Consider the following 18,740-nt stretch of genomic DNA (forward strand, 5'->3'; position numbering starts at 1 on the left):
TTATGTATTTATTGTAGTTTTTTTTACAAAAACAAATATATTATGTTAATATAATATTAATAACGGCTAATATAAGGCAGGTTGTTTTATGGGTTTAAGCGTAATATTGTAGTGTAGTGTTTTTTTCGCTATTAAAGTCTTATATATAAACTAAAATAACTAACAACTTAAATATTTAATAACTTATGAAAAAAAAGAGAAAATGTAAAATGTATGGGCTTTCAAAGCTTATTTTGCTTAGCTGTTGTTTTATTCTATTTTTTAAGGTAGAAATAATACGAGCAAATACTTACGAAGCTGTTGCTTTTCAACAAAATAAAATTGTTACAGGTAGAGTAGTAGATGCCAATGGCATTGGTCTGTTAGGGGTGAATATTATTCTTAAGGGTACAGGAATTGGAGCCATGACAGATGATGATGGAAACTTCTCAATTAGTGTTAAGGAAGGAAAAGATACTTTGCTTTTTTCTTTTGTAGGCATGAAGGATAAAGAAGTGCAAGTTGCTGGTAAAACAAATTTACAGGTAACTATGGAAGAGGATATAGGTGAGTTGGATGAAGTTGTTTTAATTGGTTATCAGAGTGTACAAAAGAAAACAGTAACATCTGCAATGACAACTATTAAGTCAAAAGAGATCGAGAACAGACCGTATGCTTCTGTAGATCAAATTTTGGCAGGTAAAATAGCAGGACTTTCATCTTTGAGTATTTCTGGTGAGCCTGGTGCTAGTACCATTACAAACATAAGAGGGTCTAATAGTGTTGTATTAGGAGGCGTTAGTCATCCTTTATATGTTATTGATGGTATGATTTACGATGTAAACGACCTTCCGGGAGCTTATGGAACAAATCCTTTAGCAGCTATAAATCCTAATGAAATTGAGTCTATTGATGTTTTAAAAGATGCATCAGCTGCCGCAATTTATGGTTCAAGAGGAGCTAATGGTGTTATTTTAATAAAAACCAAAACAGCAGGTACCTCTAAAAAACCTGCGTTTCGATTCAATACTTATATGGGGTCGGTACGAAAGCCTACTTTAAGAACTGTTACTACGGGTAGGTTAGAACGTGAATTAAAATTAGATTTAATAGACGGTTATTACAAAAGCTTAGAGGGTTCATATGCAACCCCTACGATCTCGCCTTTTTTAACAGATAGTTTAAATGTAGCTTTTAATAATAATACCGATTGGCAAGAAATGCTTGTACAAAATAGTTTAATTCAAAACGCTGATGCTAGTTTAAGTGGAAGTTTTGGCGAAAATAACAACCAATACCGTGTGTCTTTAGGGTATTATAAAGAAGATGGTGTTATTAAAGGATATGGAATGACAAGAATTTCTCCTAAGGTTTTTCTATCATTAAATCCAAATAAAAAGGTGAATTTAACAACAACTTTTGCACCTTCATTTACAAGTTTTGAACATGGTTTAGGTAGTGGAAATGTGTTTCCTTTTTCTACATGGAGTTTTCCATCGTCTTTTTGGAAGATTACAGATAAACAAAAATCCCTTTATCGAGGAGAAGGGACTTTAGATGAAGATAAGATAACAGACCTTTTATCGAATACCCGACTAAATTTTAAATTTACAGATGACTTGATGTTTACAAGTTCATTTTCATATACCTATAGGTCTAATAGACGTGATTATTTACAAAGTGCAGCAACAAGTTGGAATGGTAGAAATATAGCTGAAAGCTGGCAATTTGAAACCAATAGATGGGAAATAGAAAATTATTTAACTTATAATAAAGCCTTTGGCGATCATAACTTATCTGTAATAGGTGGTCAACAAGCTTCTGGGCAATCTAATAAAAGTGCATATATAAGAGGTATAGGAGGCCTTGGAGGTACTATTTTTGGTATTCCTCAAGGAAACGACCTATTTGCAGAAACGAAGATAGATAACAGAAAAAGATTAGGTGTTTTTGGACGTGCTAGTTATGATTATAAACAAAAGTATTTGTTTTCAACGTCTTATAGACGTGATGCTTCTACTCGTTATAATCAATATAAACGTTGGACAGACTTTTATTCGTTTTCTTTGGGATGGAATATTGCAGACGAAGCATTTTTCTCTAATTTAACTAATACAATAAATTTATTTAAATTAAGAGGAAGTTATGGTGTTACAGGTAACGATAGAGGGGGTTATTATGCGCAATATAATATTTATAAAAATGATGCGCGTTATTATGGGTCTTCTTTTGGAGTTGGTAATGAAGGTTACGCAAGATCATATAATGGTACGATTGCCGTTGGACAAAATTATTTAGGTGCTGCTGGGGATAAAAATATAACATGGGAAAAATATCCACAAGTAAATATAGGGTTTGATATGAGTCTTTTTAATAACCGTATAGAGATTAATGCAGACTGGTATGCACGTGATGGTCAAGATTTGTTTTATGATAATTTAATTGCGCCTACAACATCTGGTTATAAGAATTATAGTGGTAATGTTATTGATATACGAAATACAGGTTTTGAGGTAACTTTAAATACTAGAAACTTCTCTAATAGTTCAACTTTTCAGTGGAATACACATTTTAATATAGGTATTAATGATAATTATATAACAAAGTTGCCTAATGGAGGCAAAGATATTACAATAGGTGCTCCTTGGTTACAGTATACTTTAACAAAGGGTAAACCAATTTATGAATATCGCGTTTGGGAAAGTGATGGTGTTTTTCGTACTTTAGAAGAAATACCTACTGATCCATTAACAGGAAAGAAAATGACTTATGAAGGTTCGCCTTTAAAAGTAGGAGATCCTAAATATTTAGATAAAAATGGCGATTATAACATTGACGCTAACGATAAAGTTAATGGCGGAAATGCAAATATTAAAGTTTCAGGTGGTTTCACTAATGAGTTTGTATATAAAAATTGGTCTTTATCTGTATTTTGTAATTTTATAACGGGACGAAAAATTTGGAATGGTTATGTTTCTGATGCTCTTAATGGAACTAAAACTAGTAACCCTGCAAGAAGTTGGACATCTACTGCTGGACCTGCTCTTTTAACCGATATAGATTATTATACAGTAGATAATCCTAATGCAGAATATGGTGCACTTATTAGAGATCCTGATATAGATCGTTTTCATATTGCAAACTCTAAGTTTATTGAAGATGCTAGCTTTTTACGTATAAAAAACATTTCGCTTGGTTATGTAGTTCCAAAAGAATTTGCTAATAAATTACAATGTAGTTCATTACGTTTTTATGGTATGGCAGATAATGTTTTATTACTAACCAATTCTACATTGCCAGATCCTGAAGCGGTTGACGCAGATGGGCATACAACAGGTAATAATTATCCGTTAGCGCTTAAATTAACATTAGGACTTATAGCTAGTTTTTAAAAAAAAAATATACAAAATGAAAAATACTTATAATATAAAATATATGCTACGCATGCTTGTTTTTAGTTTGCTTGCAATACAATTTACCTCGTGTTCAGATTTTTTAGAAGAAGCACCTGTTACAGAGTCTTCAGATCAAACCTTTTGGGTTAATGGAGAGGCGGCAAATTCAGCAATAGCTGCTTCATATTCAGAATTAAGAAAAGCTTTAAATAATGGTTTATCGTATTTCGTGCATGGCGATTTGCCTACTGATGAATTTTCGAAAACTAGTATTTATAAACTTAACTGGGATTATCAAGCTTTGCAAGAAGTAACCTGGGGACTTGCAGCAAGTGCAACCCAAAGTGATAGGCCTATGTATAGAGCAAGAGATTTTAGTGCATTTTACGCAACTATTAAACAAGCCAATTTATGTATTAAACATATTCCAGAAATTCCTGAAGATACTTTTGAAGAATACGATAAAAATTATAACCAATATATGGGAGAAGCTTATTTTATTAGAGCCTTTTCATATTTTTATATGACTCGTGTTTGGGGAGATGTGCCAATTGTAAGCGATTCTAACCCAGATGAAGCAGATTTAAAAGATTATGCTCGTAATGATAAAGATCAAGTACTATTAAAGGTTATTGACGATTGTAAAACAGCATTAAAATATCTTGGATGGGATTATAGTAATGTCGATGATAAAGCAGTGAGAGCTAATGCTGGTGCTGCATGGGCTTTATTAGCACATGCGTATGCTTGGGCTGGAAACTATTCGTCTGCCGAAATTGCTGCAAATAAAGTTATAGAAGATGGGGGCTATACTTATGTAGATCGTAATAGTTATTCAAATATATATAGCGGACAGTCTTCTGAATCTATATTTGAAATTGCTCAAAATTCTAGTACAGAATCGGCAGGATATAGTGTGGCACACCACTTACTTAGAGGAAAATATTTATTTACAAGAAAAGATAATACTCAAACTATTTGGACATTAGATGAAGACACGTTTAGAGAAACTTTCTTTGATGATGAAAACGATTTAAGACGTATTAACGGGTTTGATAATTGGACTATAGAAGATAATCAGGGTTTTTGGCCTAATGTTTTAAAGTTTGCAAATATTTCATATACAAGTCCTACATCTCCACTTGCGTCAAATAATATTATTGTTTTTCGTTTAGCAGGTATTACATTGTTAAAAGCAGAAGCTTTGGCTGCGCAAAATAGATTTTCAGAAGCAAGAATGGCATTAAATGAAGTGCGTAATATTTCAGGTTTAGAAGACTCAACAGTATCAGATGATGATTTGTTTGAGGCTATTATTCAAGAGCGAGGAAGAGAATTGTTTTTAGAAGGGCATCGTTTTTATGATTTAGTGCGATTAGCACGAGAAAAACAAATTTATAAGTTTGGTTCTGATAATTCAGATAAAATTAAACCTTCAGACTTTTTAGAAGGGAAATCGTATTGGCCTATTCAACCAACTCTTATAGAAACAAACCCTTTGTTAAAACAAACAGAATATTGGTCTGCACTAACTCTATAAATAAGAGTAGAATAGGTTTAGTTTAATTTAAAAAAAAATAAAATGATAAAAAATATAAAAAATGGCATCATATTAATCCTCATTGTTCTTGCTTTTAATGCTTGTACAGAAGAGTATGTTACAGATGCTGGTGTTTCTAAAGCAGAAACAGAGCTTACGGCTTACGATTACCTTAAAACACACAAGTATCATATGTTTGATAGTATTGTAAAAGTAATTGATGTGTTAAATTTAAAAGATAAGGTTAATGCATCAGGTACATTTTTTGCGCCTACAGATTATGGTTTAAATTCGTTTTTAAGCCAAAAAACATTTGATTTACAAGTAAGATTTCCTGATAGTACGTATACTATTAATAGTTTAATAAACGATCCGGAAGCCACAGAAAACTATATACTTCAATATGCTTTTAAAGAAAGAATAACTTTAACTGATGCGACTACCGATGGTAAAGTATATGAAACTTTAGCAGGTAATGAAATTACAATTCAAAAAAGGGTTGCAACAGATGCGGTTTATACGCAGTATACTGATGTGCCTACATATTTCCTTTTTTATATAAAACCTAATGAAATTAGAAGAATAAGAGGAATACAATATGATATAGAATTTGAATTAGAACAATGCCAAACTACAGATATTTTAACTCAAAATGGCAGTGGTACGGTATTAAATGTTTTAAATAGTCAACATGTGTTCGATTATTTCTCAATTAAATCATCTACAAAAATATAAACTATGAAAAAAAGTATAATATTATCAGCGATAGGCTTATTACTTTTAGCTTTTGGTTGCGAAAAACCAGAAGCAGGATATTTAAGCGACAACATTTTTTACAATACAAATCCTTTCAATGTAGCTAAAGGCATTACAACATATTCTAAACCAATTGTAGGTAATGGATCAACAACACTATTAAATGTTGAATTGCTTAAAGTTAAAAACGAAGCAGGCGAAGACGTTACAGAAGCATTTACAAAGCCTGGAAACATTGTGGTATTTAAAGATGCCATTAATTATAAAGACTCAACTTTAGCATTACTTCACGAAAAGTTAAAAGATAGCTTAGTAACACCTTTTAATGTGAATTACATTGGAGGTCGTTTAGAGTTTAGTGCGGCAACATCCTATGTAGCAGGAGGTGAGTACGATATTGATGTAGAAGTAAGTAATATAAAAGGAACAAGTGTTATTGAAAATGCTTGTAAAATTATATTAGAAAAAAGAGATCCTCTTGATACTTATAACATGAATTATAAAAGAATAGCAACACCTAGTACTGGGGAGTTAAAACTTTCTGAAACAAATGATGCTAATATAACTGTTGATGTTGAGTATATTCCAGGTGCAGAAAATGGTTCAAAATGTATTTATAAGTTTTTAGATAAAAATGGTGATGCCTTTAATCCTCTAACAGGTCAAGTAACACGAAGAGCAGATGATTTTCCGTTTTTTGATACTTGGAATCCATGGTATCCAGTAGTAAAAACAGATACCGCTTTTGAGCAAGAAATGCCAAATTATGAAGGTGTTATGTTTCCGTATTTTACAGAATTCAAATTAGGTGATAGAAATTGGGTTGATATAAGTGCGCGTTATGATTGGAAAATTCCTGCAGGTAATATTGAAGAAATTGATGAAGACTTACATGGTTTAATCTCTTTTGATTTTAGTGCTACTGGAACGTTTATTATAACCACTCAAATGCATAAATTAACTAGGAAATAATAAAGGAATAACTTAAAAACATTTAATTATGAAAAAAAATATAAGTATACTATATGTCATATTGAGTTTGTTTATTGTTTCGTGTAACGATACACTTAATATAGTAGAAGAACCCGAAGTAATAAATACAGATTTAGCTTTTGCCCCTTATGGGTTTCAGGTAATTGATTTGTATACCTTGTATAATGAATACGATTATACAATTACATTGAATTATAAAGATTCTGAAAGTTTAAATCTGTCACTTATTGAAGATGCAGCATCTTTAAATGATTTCAATATTTTATATGAAACAGATTATAAGATATTACCTGAATCTTATTATTCTTTAACAAAAGATGTAAAATTAACAGAAGCTTCTCAAGCTGAAGTTCCTGTTAAGTTGAATGTGAAAAAAATAATTGAAGAGATAGGAGTAGAAGAATCTGCTAACTATGTTATTTCTTTAAAGGCTGAATCAACAAATGAAGATATTGATATCAATAGCACTGGTGGTAATGTTATTTTGAGTGTTTTAATTAAAGAACCAGTTATAACTTATAGTGAAGCGGCTCTTAATATTAGTGTTGACGATACAACAAAAGTTGCAAATCTTTCCATACCAGCTACTTTTGGGTTTAATGGTTTTGATAAAACGAAAGTAACAGCAACTGTAAATTTAGCTAATGTAGCAACATATAATTCTGAAAACGGTACAGATTATTCTGAATTTCCAAGTGGATCCTATGTTTTTAATGGAGTTATAGAAAATTTAGAAACTAAAACGCTTAGTGTAGATCTTGAATTAGATGTTACAACAGCAGGTTTCGAAGTTGGTTCTACATATGTACTACCAGTTGATTTAAGTTCTGATTCGTATTCTTTTAATACACAGACTTTGTATTATGTTGTAACAATTACAGGTACAAAGCCTAATTATGAAGCTGAATTTGATCTTAATACTGTGCAAAAGGTTACTGGTGATTATTCTGCATCAGAGGTTAAGATTGATTTAGAAGAAACAGCCTCTCTTTTAAATACTACAGTAAGTGAGCTAGAAAATAATATTACATTATATGCTCTTAATACAGATGAAATATCTTTTACAAAAGATTATACAGCGAATGCTCCTGGATATTGGTTCCATAATGATGGAAATGCTGGTCCATGGGGAGATAATGCTAGTATGTATGTAGAATACAAAGGAGACGGAGTGTTTAATGTTGGGCAATTTCCAGATAGAGCTCAAGCTGGAGAGGAATATAAAGTAGGTGTTGCTTTTGCATATAATGATTTATTGGTAAGATATAATATTACTTTGCATATAGCATCAGCATTTACAGACTTAAGTATAGATGCGCCTCAGAATGACAGTTATGCAGCTGTTCCTTTAGCTATTGATATTAATGCTGCAGCTGCTGCTATAGGGGTGTCTACCGATGAATTAAAAGGTAATATGTCAATATATGCTTTAAATAGTGATGCAACAATTACAGCAGCAGCTTATACTGCTAATAATGGGTATTGGTTAGATAATACTGGTAGTGTTTGTAATTGGGGAGCAGAGGGATGTTCTATATATATAGAATATGATAATGATACTACATTTAATGTAGGTCAGTACCCTGGAGCAACTAATTCAGGAGATAGTTTTAATTATACATTAATGATTGTTTATGATAATGATAAGTTTGTAGCTTATAATATTACTGTAACCATTACTTAGTTTAAGTAGTTTTTATTACAAAAACACCAAATCGTATATTTAACAATATACTTTTTGGTGTTTTTTTTTGGAATAAAATTAAAAAGCCGATAAACATTATGTTTATCGGCTTTTGGTGAGATTTGGTAATCTCTAAGCGGAGAAAGAGGGATTCGAACCCCCGGAGGTGTGACCCTCAACAGTTTTCAAGACTGCCGCATTCGACCACTCTGCCATTTCTCCTTGAGTGTATCATCAGGTTATTCCCTGATTGCGGGTGCAAATATAGAATCCTTTTTCCTTCTATTCAAATAAAAATATGTTTTTTTCAAAAAAAAATCATAACTCATTTAGTAGTAGATATTTTATGGTTTATTTTATATAAAAAGATAATTCCAAACCTTATTTTTGCCAAAACTAAAATTATTACATGGGTATTATAAAACAGTTGCAATGGCGCTATGCTACTAAAAATTTTGATACATTAAAAAAGCTTTCAGTAGAAAAATTAGATATATTAAAGCAAGCTTTTAATTTAACGGCGACCTCATTTGGGTTGCAAACTATAAAACTAATAGTTATAGAAGATAAGGAGTTTAGAGCATCTTTAGTCGAGAGTTCTTATAATCAAAAACAAGTTGAAGAAGCTTCGCATTTATTAGTTATATGTATTCAAAATAAAATTGAAGAAATAGATGTGAATAGTTATTATGCAAACATAAAAGCCATAAGAGATACTCCTGATTCTATTCTAGATCCGTATAAAGAAGATCTTATTAAAATGATGGATAAAAAAACGATATCAGAACAGCAGCAATGGTCTAAAAATCAAGCTTACATAGCTTTAGGAAATTTAATGACTGTTTGTGCTGTAGAAGGTATAGATGCTTGTCCAATGGAAGGTTTTATTCCATCTAAGTACGACGAGTTACTTCAGTTAGATAAAAAAGGACTAAAGTCGGTATTATTGTTACCTGTAGGGTATAGAGCTAAAGACGATATGTTTTCAGAATTAAAAAAAGTTAGAAAACCTCTAGAAGAAACCATTATAGAAATGTAATAAATTAATTGTTTGGTAAGGAGTATTCACAATTTTATGTTTAATAAAATAAATGAGTAATCCTTAATGTAATAATAAGTACAAATAAACTAAAAGAACAAATAAATATATGCCAGGATTTGAATTATTCGGAGATGCAGAAAGAAAAGAAGTAAACGATGTATTAGATAACGGTGTTTTAATGCGCTACGGCTTTGATGGAATGAGAAATGGACATTGGAAAGCTAAAGAGCTAGAAACTCAATTACAAACTTCTTTAAAGTCAAACTATGTACAATTAGTATCTAGCGGAACAGCAGCAGTGTCTGTAGCTTTAGCAGCAGCTGGCGTAGGAGCTGGAGACGAAGTTATTATGCCAACATTTACTTTTGTAGCTAGTTTTGAAGCTATTATGATGCTTGGTGCTATACCAATTTTAGTAGATATTGATGATACTTTAGGATTAAATCCAGAAGCGGTAGAGCAAGCTATTACACCAAAAACAAAAGCTATTATGGTGGTGCAAATGTGTGGAAGTATGGCAAACATGGATGCATTACAGGTGATTGCTAATAAACATAATATTTTATTGGTTGAAGATGCTTGTCAAGCTATAGGTGGAACATATAAAGGAAAACCTTTAGGAAGTATAGGTGATTTAGGTTGTTTTTCATTCGATTTTGTTAAAACCATTACTTGTGGCGAAGGTGGAGCTGTAATAACTAATAATAAAGAATATTATACAAATGCCGATCATTATAGCGATCATGGTCACGATCATGTTGGTAATGATAGGGGAGCAGAGACACATCCGTTTATAGGTTATAATTTTAGAATTTCAGAATTGCATGCAGCAGTTGGTTTAGCACAAGTAAAACGTTTACCAGAATTTATAGCACTTCAGAAAAAAAATTATACGATTCTAAGAGAAGCTTTATCACAAATTCCAGAAGTAACTTTTAGAACGGTTCCAGAAGGGGGTGAAGAGAGTTATGCGTTTTTAAATTTCTTTTTACCAGATTTAGATACTGCTTCAAAAGTTATAGATGCATTTAAAGATAATGACGTAGATATTTGTTGGAATTATTATAATAACAATTGGCATTACCTAAATAAATGGGATCACTTAAAAGATTTAAAATCTTTATTCCCTATTTCTGCTGAGGTAAAAGAAGGATTAGAATACCTTAAAACTAAAGAGTTTCAAGAATCAGATCATTATATAGGAAGAAACATCTCTTGTTTAATAAAATTATCATGGACAGAACAAGAAGTGAAAGAAAGAGCTAATAGAATGGTTGAAGCTATAAAAAGTGTACTTTAATTGAAAAATAATTCCTTAAGCGTAGCTTGGGGTTTCTTTTGAGATTGTCATTCCCGCGAAGGCGGGAATCTAAACTGAAAGAGTTTAAAATAAGGAAATAAAAAAGTCTGAGATTAAATTTAATCTCAGACTTTTTTATTAAAACAGCTTTTAAAGTTGTTTTAATAATTAACATAATCAACAATTTCTAATCCGTAACCAATTAAACCAACACGTTTGGTTTGTATGGTGTTAGAAATTAAACGCAGTTTATGTATGTTTAAATCGTGCAATATTTGAGCGCCAATACCAAAATCTCTATCGTCCATATCAATTTTTGGAGCTTTTGTAATGCTGTTAGCGTCTTGATTTTCTTTTAAAAATGACAATCTATTTAAAATATTCATAGATTGTGATTCTTGGTTTATAAAAATAATAGCACCTTTTCCAGCATCATTTATCACCTTAAACATGTCATCTAATTGCTTATCAGCGTTATTCGTTAGTGTGCCTAAAATATCGTTATTAACTAGCGTAGAGTTTATTCTAGTTAAAACCTCTTCATCATTGTTCCATTGTCCTTTCGTTAAAGTTATATGGACTTGATTGTTAGTGTTTTGTTTATAAGCTCTTAATCTAAAACTACCAAAACGAGTTTCTATTTGAAAATCTTCTTTTTTCTCTATTAAAGAATCGTGCTGCATTCTATAGGCAACCAAATCTTCAATAGAAACAATTTTTATATCTAATTTTTTAGCAATTTTACAAAGCTGAGGTAAACGCGCCATGGTACCATCTTCATTCATTATTTCTACAATAACACCAGCTGGATTTAAACCTGCTAGTCTTGCAAAATCTATAGCTGCTTCAGTATGTCCTGTACGCCTTAAAACGCCACCGTTTTTAGCTACTAAAGGAAATATATGGCCTGGTCTAGCTAGTTCAAATGGTTTAGTATCATCTTCAACAAGCGCTTTTACAGTTAAAGATCTATCGCTAGCAGAAATACCTGTTGTTACACCTTTGCCTTTTAAATCTACCGATACGGTAAAGGCTGTTTCCATGTGGTCTGTGTTATTTCTAACCATCATATCAAGCTCTAATTCTTTACAGCGTTTTTCGGTAAGAGGCGCGCAAATAAGACCTCTTCCTTCAGTTGCCATAAAGTTTATCATTTCTGGTGTTACTTTATCGGCTGCAGCTACAAAATCGCCTTCATTTTCACGGTTTGCATCATCAACAACTATAATAACTTTACCATTTCTAATGTCTTCAATAGCATCATGTATGGTGTTAAGTTTTAATTCTGAAGTTGTATTTTCTATCATGGATTTAAATGTAATTTTTGCAAAGATATTGCTTATTTTAAAGAATCTAAACAATTAAGCTTTAAGTCTTCTTTCATTTTAACATTTAGAAACAAGTTTACTATAAAATAAAGCGGTATTCCTATTATAAGTAAAAAGACATTAGGAGATTTTTCTTTTTTATTTACGTGTTTATAAAATGAAAAGATATTTATTAAAGACTTTAAATAATAAATTAAAAACAAAATTAAAGACACTAAACTAAGCTGTATAGATGCTGTTGCTAGTGATGGTAATTTGTTGTTATTAAAAACAAAATGTAAAATTAATAAAACAACTCCTATACAGTATAGTATAATAGAATATTTTGAATGGTCTTTATAGTCTGTATATTTTTCTTCAGATATATCATAGTCTTTATTAATACTTAAGCCAGATTCACGAAGGTTATTAATTGTTTTACCTCTTTTATTTAAAAGGACTAGTGCTTCATAACGACAGTTTTCATCATGTCCTAATTCTTCATAGTTAGAAATTACATTAAGTAATTCTTCATCTTTATAATTACCAAGAAACTTGTAGTCTACAATTTCTTTCTCTTTAATCTTGAATATTTTTTTAAGTGGTAAAATAATACTATCTGTATCGAATAATCCTTTATCTTCGGTAGCACGTTTAGTTAAATAGATTCCTAGAGGAAGCATAATCAAAGTGGAAAACCAACTAGCTAAAACTGGATTAAAATCTCCACTTTTACCACTATTGGTAGCGAAAATACCAATAAAATGATATGATAAAAATAATAAGATTGCAATAACCATTGGTAGGCCAATCCCTCCTTTTCTAATTAATGCTCCAAGTGGTGCACCAACAAAGAAAAGTATAATGCAAGCAAATCCTAAAGCAAATTTCTCATGAAAAGAGATAATATGTCTGTTAAATGTGATTTTAGATATTTTATATGAATTTATTTTTTGATCAATTATTTGTTTTGCACTTATAGCAGATTTTAATGTTATATCAACTATTTGATATTTGTTTTTGGTATCAAAAGCATTTAAAATAGGCCCTGTATTATTCAAATCCTTTTTAGAATCAGGGGCTAATTCTTTGTTAAAACTAATAATACTAGAACGGGTATATAAATTAGAGGCAATTCCCTTTTGAACCTTATAATGTAATTCAGCTAATGAGTCTAAAGTTTCGTCTAGATCTACAATATCTAGCATGTTATATCTATCAGTATGTGATTCCTCATTAAAATCTACATTGCCAAGTTGAGACAAATCTATGTTTATAATATCTTTTTCAAAAGGTCCTTTAGCAAATGGTTTTTTGTTTTTACTACTTATATCGTTTCTAGGTAAATCTTCATAATAATTACCATCAAATAAAATGAGTTGTAAATTTCCAGAACTTTCATCATAAAAAAACTCGCCATTTTTAGCTTTAATTGTTTTAGCATTGGTTTTTCCGTTTCCTCCTTTTATATGTATGGTAACATCTTCTAAAAATTGGTCGTTATCACCTGTTTTATTTTCTACTTTTATGTTGTATTCTGTACCTTCTATTTGATTAAATTGACCTTCAACAATGGCCATGGAAGGTTTGGTTTTAGCTATGTTTCTTCTTAGGTTATAAAACTTCATTTCAGACCATGGAATAGCATTGTTTGCAAAGAAGAACGTAATAATTCCAACACCAACAATAAAAATGCTTAAGCCTGACATAGCACGTTGTAACGAAATACCTGTAGATTTCATGGCAGCAAACTCGTAGTTTTCGGCAAAACTACCGAATACCATAATGGAGGATAGTAATATAGTGAGTGGTAATACTAAAGGAATTAACTTAGGAAAGACATAAATTACGAATTTGTACATAATATCTAAACCTATATCTTTTCCTGCAAATTCTTTGATATAAAGCCAAATAGATTGTAAAATAAAAATCAGTATGAGTATAATAAACACACTGAAAAAAGTTTTAAGGTATGTTGTTAGTATGTAGCGGTCTAGTATTTTCAAGGTATTTACCTAATCTAAATTGTTGATGTAATAGTCTTTGTATTTATTGGCATCAAAGGTAAATAAGCTTTTTGATAAAGGCTCGTTTGTTTTAAAAGAATTAACAGTAAGTGTTGTTTTTGAACCGTTTTTTCCAACCTGTATTAAATTGTAGATGTGTTTAGTATTTGCATCTATACCTAAAAGAATATTATCTATTTCAGAATCTGAATCTATAGGTGTTAGTTTTACATACTGAATTTTTCTACCTTTTATATTTTGTACAATATCTAAGGCATACGTGTAACCATCTTCATAAAATGAAAGCATTTTACTAGGTGTTATAGCATCTTCTTCATTATCACTTTCAGAAGAAATAGTTACTTCTTCATCTTCTGGACTAATACTGTATAATGTTTTTCCATCATATAGACGTGTTACACCAAGAATGTTAAGTTTGTATTTTTCACTTTGTAAAATAACATCACCTTTAGTTTCTTGTTTTATATTTTCAGAAGTATTTTCTAAAACATATTTAAAGTCTATTGAAATATTATCGTAGCTTTTTACTTTTTCAGAAACTTCGTTTAATAAATTTTTAGCTTTATTTTGAGAAAAAACATTAATAGATAATGTTATTAATAATAGTGTTATAATTTTATTAATCATCTTTATTTTAAATTATATTTCGTTTTCTAAATGTTGATCTAATGCTGATAAATCTGTTATTAGCACTTGTCTTGCTTTACTACCTTCAAAAGGACCAACAATACCTGCGGCTTCTAATTGATCTATAATTCTGCCTGCTCGATTGTAACCTAATTTTAATTTACGTTGTAATAATGAAGCAGAACCTTGTTGAGCTGTAACTATAACAATAGCTGCATCTTTAAACAGTTTATCCCTGTCTGATATGTCTATATCAAGACTTGTGCCACTTTCTTCACCAACGTATTCTGGAAGTTGATAAGCGTCTGGATATGCTTTTTGTGCACCAATAAAATCAACAATTCTTTCAACTTCTGGAGTATCAACAAAGGCACATTGTACGCGAATTAAATCGTTTCCTTGTGTGTATAACATATCTCCACGACCAATAAGTTGATCGGCACCTGAGCCATCTAAGATAGTACGAGAATCTATTTTTGATGTTACTCTAAAAGCAATACGTGCTGGGAAGTTTGCTTTTATAATACCTGTAATTACATTAACCGAAGGACGCTGAGTTGCAATAATTAAATGAATACCAATGGCACGTGCTAATTGTGCTAAACGGGCAATAGGTGTTTCTACTTCTTTTCCAGCAGTCATTATTAAATCGGCAAACTCATCAACCACTAAAACAATATATGGAAGGAATTGATGTCCATCATTAGGATTTAATTTACGAGCCTTAAACTTTGCATTGTATTCGGCAATATTTCTACATAAAGCATTTTTAAGTAGTTCGTAGCGGTTATCCATTTCAATACACAAAGAGTTTAGTGTATTTATGACTTTAGTATTATCTGTTATAATAGCATCTTCACTATCTGGAAGTTTTGCTAAATAATGGCGCTCAATTTTATTGAATAATGTAAGCTCTACCTTTTTAGGGTCGACTAATATAAACTTAACTTCAGCGGGATGTTTTTTGTATAATAATGATGTTAGTACAGCATTTAATCCAACAGATTTTCCTTGACCGGTAGCACCTGCCATTAGTAAGTGTGGCATTTTTGCTAAATCGACCACTAAAGTTTCGTTACTAATTGTTTTACCTAACGCAATAGGTAATTGCATTTCGGACTTTTGAAATTTTTGTGATGCAATAGCCGATCGCATTGAAACGATTGTTGAATTTTTATTAGGAACCTCAATACCAATAGTTCCTTTTCCAGGAATAGGAGCAATAATACGTATACCTAATGCAGCCAAAGAAAGAGCAATATCATCTTCTAAATTTTTAATTTTAGAAATACGTACTCCAGCTTCTGGTACAATTTCATAGAGAGTAACTGTTGGTCCAATAGTGGCTTTAATACTTGCAATACCAATTTTATAATTACTTAAAGTATCAACAATTTTATTTTTATTTTCTTCAAGTTCGTCTTGGTTTATTGTAATTCCTCCAGTATCATATTGTTTTAAAAGATCTAAAGGAGGAAATTGATAATTTCCGAGTTCTAAAGTGGGATCGAATTGTCCAAAATCTTCAACAAGTTTGTTTGCTAAATTATCGGTTTCAGATAGTTCTTCAGGAACTTCAACAACTTTTATTTCTAAATCTTCATCTATTGTTTCTTCTTCCGCAACTTTAACTTCAAGTATTGTTTTTTCTTCCGCAACAACTGTTTTAGGTTTTGTAGGCTTCTTTGGTTCAGGTTTATTATTATCAAGAGGAATTTCAAAAGCAGATTTAAAAGCTTCGGCTTCTTCTGTTAAATTATTATCTAAAGGAACGATGATGTCTTCTTTCATTTCTGAAAATTCATCCTTTATATTCTTTTTAGCTGATGAGAATAGTGTTGTGAAACTTTCAAAGGTAAGTTTAAAACGTATGGCTAAATAGGTTATTAATCCAAATAAAAGTAAAAGCGACACACCAATTTTTCCTATATAATCTTGAAGAAAACTATTTACTTCAAAGCCAATAGTGCCTCCTAAAAGATCATTATTATTTCCAAAAAAACCTAAAAGGATTGAAGCCCATATTACAATTAAAGTACCCCAAAACCAATGTTTTCTTAGTTTGCTTTTGTTTATATTCATTAAAGTATAAATACCAGAAATAAATATAAGTCCAGAGAAAATAAATGATGGAATTCCAAAACCTTTTTGAATAAAGAAATCGCTTAACCAAGCACCTAATTTACTTAACCAGTTTTCGGCTTTTGCATCGCGTGAAGCAAATTCAGAAAGTGTACTTTGGTCTGCTTCTCCTGTAAAGAAAAAAGAAATAAATGCAATACATAATAAAACACCAAAAAGTACAAGAAAACTACCTACAACTAATTTTTGTTGACTAGATAGCTTGAAATTAGGCTTTTTAAGTTTTTTTCGTGGTGTTTTTTTTGTTTTGCTTTTCGCCATTAAGGTTGGTTTCTATATTTTATGGTAGAAATCTGTTATTTATTGTTTGTGTTTTTACAAAGCAACAAAAATACAAATTACTAACGTTTATTCTAGGGGTAATAGTATTTAAAAAATCTTTGGAATATATATTATTAAACCAATGGCTATAGCAAAAAGAGATGCTATAAAAACTGCTCCGGCAGCAATATCTTTAATTAGCCCTATTTTACTATGATGTTCTGGGTGTATAAAGTTGGCAATTTCTTCAATAGCCGTATTAATTCCCTCAATACTCATTACTAAGCCAATTGCTAAAAGTTGAATAATCCACTCGTTTGAGGAAATGTTGAAAAAGAACCCTGCAACTGTAACCAAAATAGCTAGTGTAAATTGAATTTTTATGCTAGCCTCTGTTTTTAAAAGAAGAAAAGCACCTTTAAAAGCATAGCCAACACTTTTTATTCTATTTGCTATGAAGGATTCTTTTTCAGACATCTATAATAATATATTATGAATATAAAGCTTCTAATGCAGCTTTGTAATTTGGTTCATCTACTATTTCAGGAACTTGTTCTGTATACAAAACGGTACCGTTTTCATCTAAAACAACAACACAACGTGAGTGTAAAGCTTCTAATGGTCCAGTGATGAAGTTTAAGCCATAATCTTTACCAAAACTCCCATCTTTATAGTCAGAAAGATTGATAACATTATCTAAGCCTTCGGCTCCACAAAAACGAGCTTGAGCAAATGGTAAATCGTGAGAAATACAAAGTACTTTGGTGTTTTCTAATTCGCTTGCTTCTTTGTTAAATTGTCTAACAGATTGTGCGCAAGTACCAGTATCTATACTTGGGAAAATATTTAATACAACCTTACTGCCAGCAAAATCATTTAAACTTTTAGAAGATAAATCTGTTGCTGTTAATGTAAAGTTAGGTGCTTTTGAACCTATTTTTGGTAATTCGCCAGAGGTTTCAATTGGGCCTCCTTTTAGTGTAACTGTTGCCATTTTTTTGTTTTTAATTTTAGAATTTAAAAATATGAATATTTAATCTTTCAAACGGTGTTTTTGTAAAAATTGTTTAACAAAAAAACGCTTTATCTTTTTTATCTGATAAAGCGTTTGTAATTTTATTTTAAATAAAGTTTACGAATCAATAGAACCTAAAACACGTTTCATAAAACCGTTTAAAGCATCTTTTTTAGTAGCACCATCTTTAACCATTTTGTTAACTTCAATAGCGCCGTACATATTAGAGATTAATTCTCCAATAACGTCTAACTCTTCATCTTTTAACGAAGGAACTTCGGTTAAAGCTTCTAGAGTTTCAATAGTTTCAATAACGAAATCTTCGTCATTATCTTCTATAAACTGAGTTAGGTGTTTAATTACTGGTAATTTCATCTACTAATTCTTTTAAAACATCAAACTTGTTGGTTTGAACTTGGTTTACAAATGCACCATTTTTAAATGTGGCAAATGTTGGTAAATTATCAACGTTTGCTAGTTTTCTTGATTCAGGAAATTTTTCAGCATCAGCAATTACAAAAACTGCATTGTCATTTTCAGAAGCTAATTTTTTAAATTTTGGCTTCATAATTCTACAATTTCCACACCATGTTGCAGCGTATTGTACAACTACTATATCGTTACTGTTTACAATTTCTTGTAAATTGTCTTGAGCTAATTCTTGCATAACTT

At 30.9% G+C, this 18,740-nt stretch carries 15 protein-coding genes and 1 tRNA gene; 7 read left to right on the forward strand and 9 right to left on the reverse strand.

The genetic code is table 11. The features are described 5' to 3' along the window. The first annotated feature begins 185 nt into the window (after positions 1-185). From ACH5TX_RS17400 to ACH5TX_RS17420, 5 genes are read left to right on the forward strand one after another with little or no spacing between them, the layout of a single operon-like run. A complete protein-coding gene (locus ACH5TX_RS17400; protein WP_439340769.1) occupies positions 186-3,371 on the forward strand; it encodes a SusC/RagA family TonB-linked outer membrane protein in 3,186 nt (1,061 codons plus the stop codon). Between the two features lie 16 nt (positions 3,372-3,387). Continuing rightward, on the forward strand, positions 3,388-4,914 hold the full coding sequence (locus ACH5TX_RS17405; protein ID WP_439340770.1) for a RagB/SusD family nutrient uptake outer membrane protein: 1,527 nt from the start codon (positions 3,388-3,390) through the stop codon (positions 4,912-4,914). 42 nt (positions 4,915-4,956) lie between these two features. Next, positions 4,957-5,649: a fasciclin domain-containing protein gene (locus tag ACH5TX_RS17410; protein ID WP_439340771.1), complete on the forward strand. Its 693-nt coding sequence runs from the start codon at positions 4,957-4,959 to the stop codon at positions 5,647-5,649. Positions 5,650-5,652: 3 nt separating this feature from the next. Continuing rightward, positions 5,653-6,642, forward strand: coding sequence for a hypothetical protein (locus ACH5TX_RS17415; RefSeq protein ID WP_439340772.1), 990 nt, complete (start codon positions 5,653-5,655; stop codon positions 6,640-6,642). Positions 6,643-6,670: 28 nt separating this feature from the next. Beyond that, entirely contained in the window at positions 6,671-8,347 is a 1,677-nt protein-coding gene (locus ACH5TX_RS17420; protein ID WP_439340773.1) for a DUF4859 domain-containing protein, read from the forward strand. Between the two features lie 137 nt (positions 8,348-8,484). Here ACH5TX_RS17420 and ACH5TX_RS17425 read toward each other — a convergent pair. Further along, a tRNA-Ser gene (locus ACH5TX_RS17425) sits at positions 8,485-8,569 on the reverse strand. Positions 8,570-8,756: 187 nt separating this feature from the next. Between ACH5TX_RS17425 and ACH5TX_RS17430 the strand changes: the two genes are divergently transcribed. Both ACH5TX_RS17430 and ACH5TX_RS17435 read left to right on the forward strand, forming a co-directional pair. Then, positions 8,757-9,386 (forward strand): NAD(P)H-dependent oxidoreductase, encoded by a 630-nt coding sequence (locus ACH5TX_RS17430; RefSeq protein ID WP_439340774.1) that lies wholly within the window; start codon positions 8,757-8,759, stop codon positions 9,384-9,386. A gap of 109 nt (positions 9,387-9,495) precedes the next feature. Continuing rightward, positions 9,496-10,689 carry a DegT/DnrJ/EryC1/StrS family aminotransferase gene (locus tag ACH5TX_RS17435; protein WP_439340775.1) on the forward strand — a complete coding sequence of 398 codons (1,194 nt, stop codon included), beginning with the start codon at positions 9,496-9,498 and terminating at the stop codon, positions 10,687-10,689. 161 nt (positions 10,690-10,850) lie between these two features. Here the strand turns inward: ACH5TX_RS17435 and ribB are convergent, their stop codons facing one another. From ribB to ACH5TX_RS17475, 8 genes are all read right to left on the reverse strand, one after another. Then, entirely contained in the window at positions 10,851-11,996 is a 1,146-nt protein-coding gene (ribB, locus tag ACH5TX_RS17440; RefSeq protein WP_439340776.1) for a 3,4-dihydroxy-2-butanone-4-phosphate synthase, read from the reverse strand. Positions 11,997-12,028: 32 nt separating this feature from the next. Further along, positions 12,029-14,002, reverse strand: coding sequence for an LptF/LptG family permease (locus ACH5TX_RS17445; RefSeq protein WP_439340777.1), 1,974 nt, complete (start codon positions 14,000-14,002; stop codon positions 12,029-12,031). A gap of 9 nt (positions 14,003-14,011) precedes the next feature. Further along, positions 14,012-14,650 (reverse strand): outer membrane lipoprotein periplasmic chaperone LolA1, encoded by a 639-nt coding sequence (gene lolA1, locus ACH5TX_RS17450; RefSeq protein ID WP_439340778.1) that lies wholly within the window; start codon positions 14,648-14,650, stop codon positions 14,012-14,014. Positions 14,651-14,662: 12 nt separating this feature from the next. Then, complete coding sequence (locus ACH5TX_RS17455; RefSeq protein ID WP_439340779.1) at positions 14,663-17,053, reverse strand: DNA translocase FtsK; 2,391 nt, start codon at positions 17,051-17,053, stop codon at positions 14,663-14,665. Positions 17,054-17,161: 108 nt separating this feature from the next. Further along, positions 17,162-17,530, reverse strand: coding sequence for a diacylglycerol kinase (locus ACH5TX_RS17460; RefSeq protein ID WP_439340780.1), 369 nt, complete (start codon positions 17,528-17,530; stop codon positions 17,162-17,164). Positions 17,531-17,543: 13 nt separating this feature from the next. Next, positions 17,544-18,047, reverse strand: coding sequence for a thiol peroxidase (gene tpx, locus ACH5TX_RS17465; RefSeq protein ID WP_439334839.1), 504 nt, complete (start codon positions 18,045-18,047; stop codon positions 17,544-17,546). Positions 18,048-18,185: 138 nt separating this feature from the next. Further along, positions 18,186-18,443, reverse strand: coding sequence for a DUF6952 family protein (locus ACH5TX_RS17470; RefSeq protein ID WP_439340781.1), 258 nt, complete (start codon positions 18,441-18,443; stop codon positions 18,186-18,188). Next, positions 18,424-18,735, reverse strand: a complete 312-nt coding sequence (locus ACH5TX_RS17475; protein ID WP_439334837.1) for a thioredoxin family protein — start codon at positions 18,733-18,735, stop codon at positions 18,424-18,426. The genes ACH5TX_RS17470 and ACH5TX_RS17475 overlap by 20 nt, the downstream gene beginning before the upstream one ends. Between the last annotated feature and the right edge of the window lie 5 nt (positions 18,736-18,740).

Origin of the sequence: Thalassobellus citreus (assembly GCF_044385915.1) — a bacterium.
In the GTDB taxonomy this organism is placed as follows: domain Bacteria; phylum Bacteroidota; class Bacteroidia; order Flavobacteriales; family Flavobacteriaceae; genus Thalassobellus; species Thalassobellus citreus.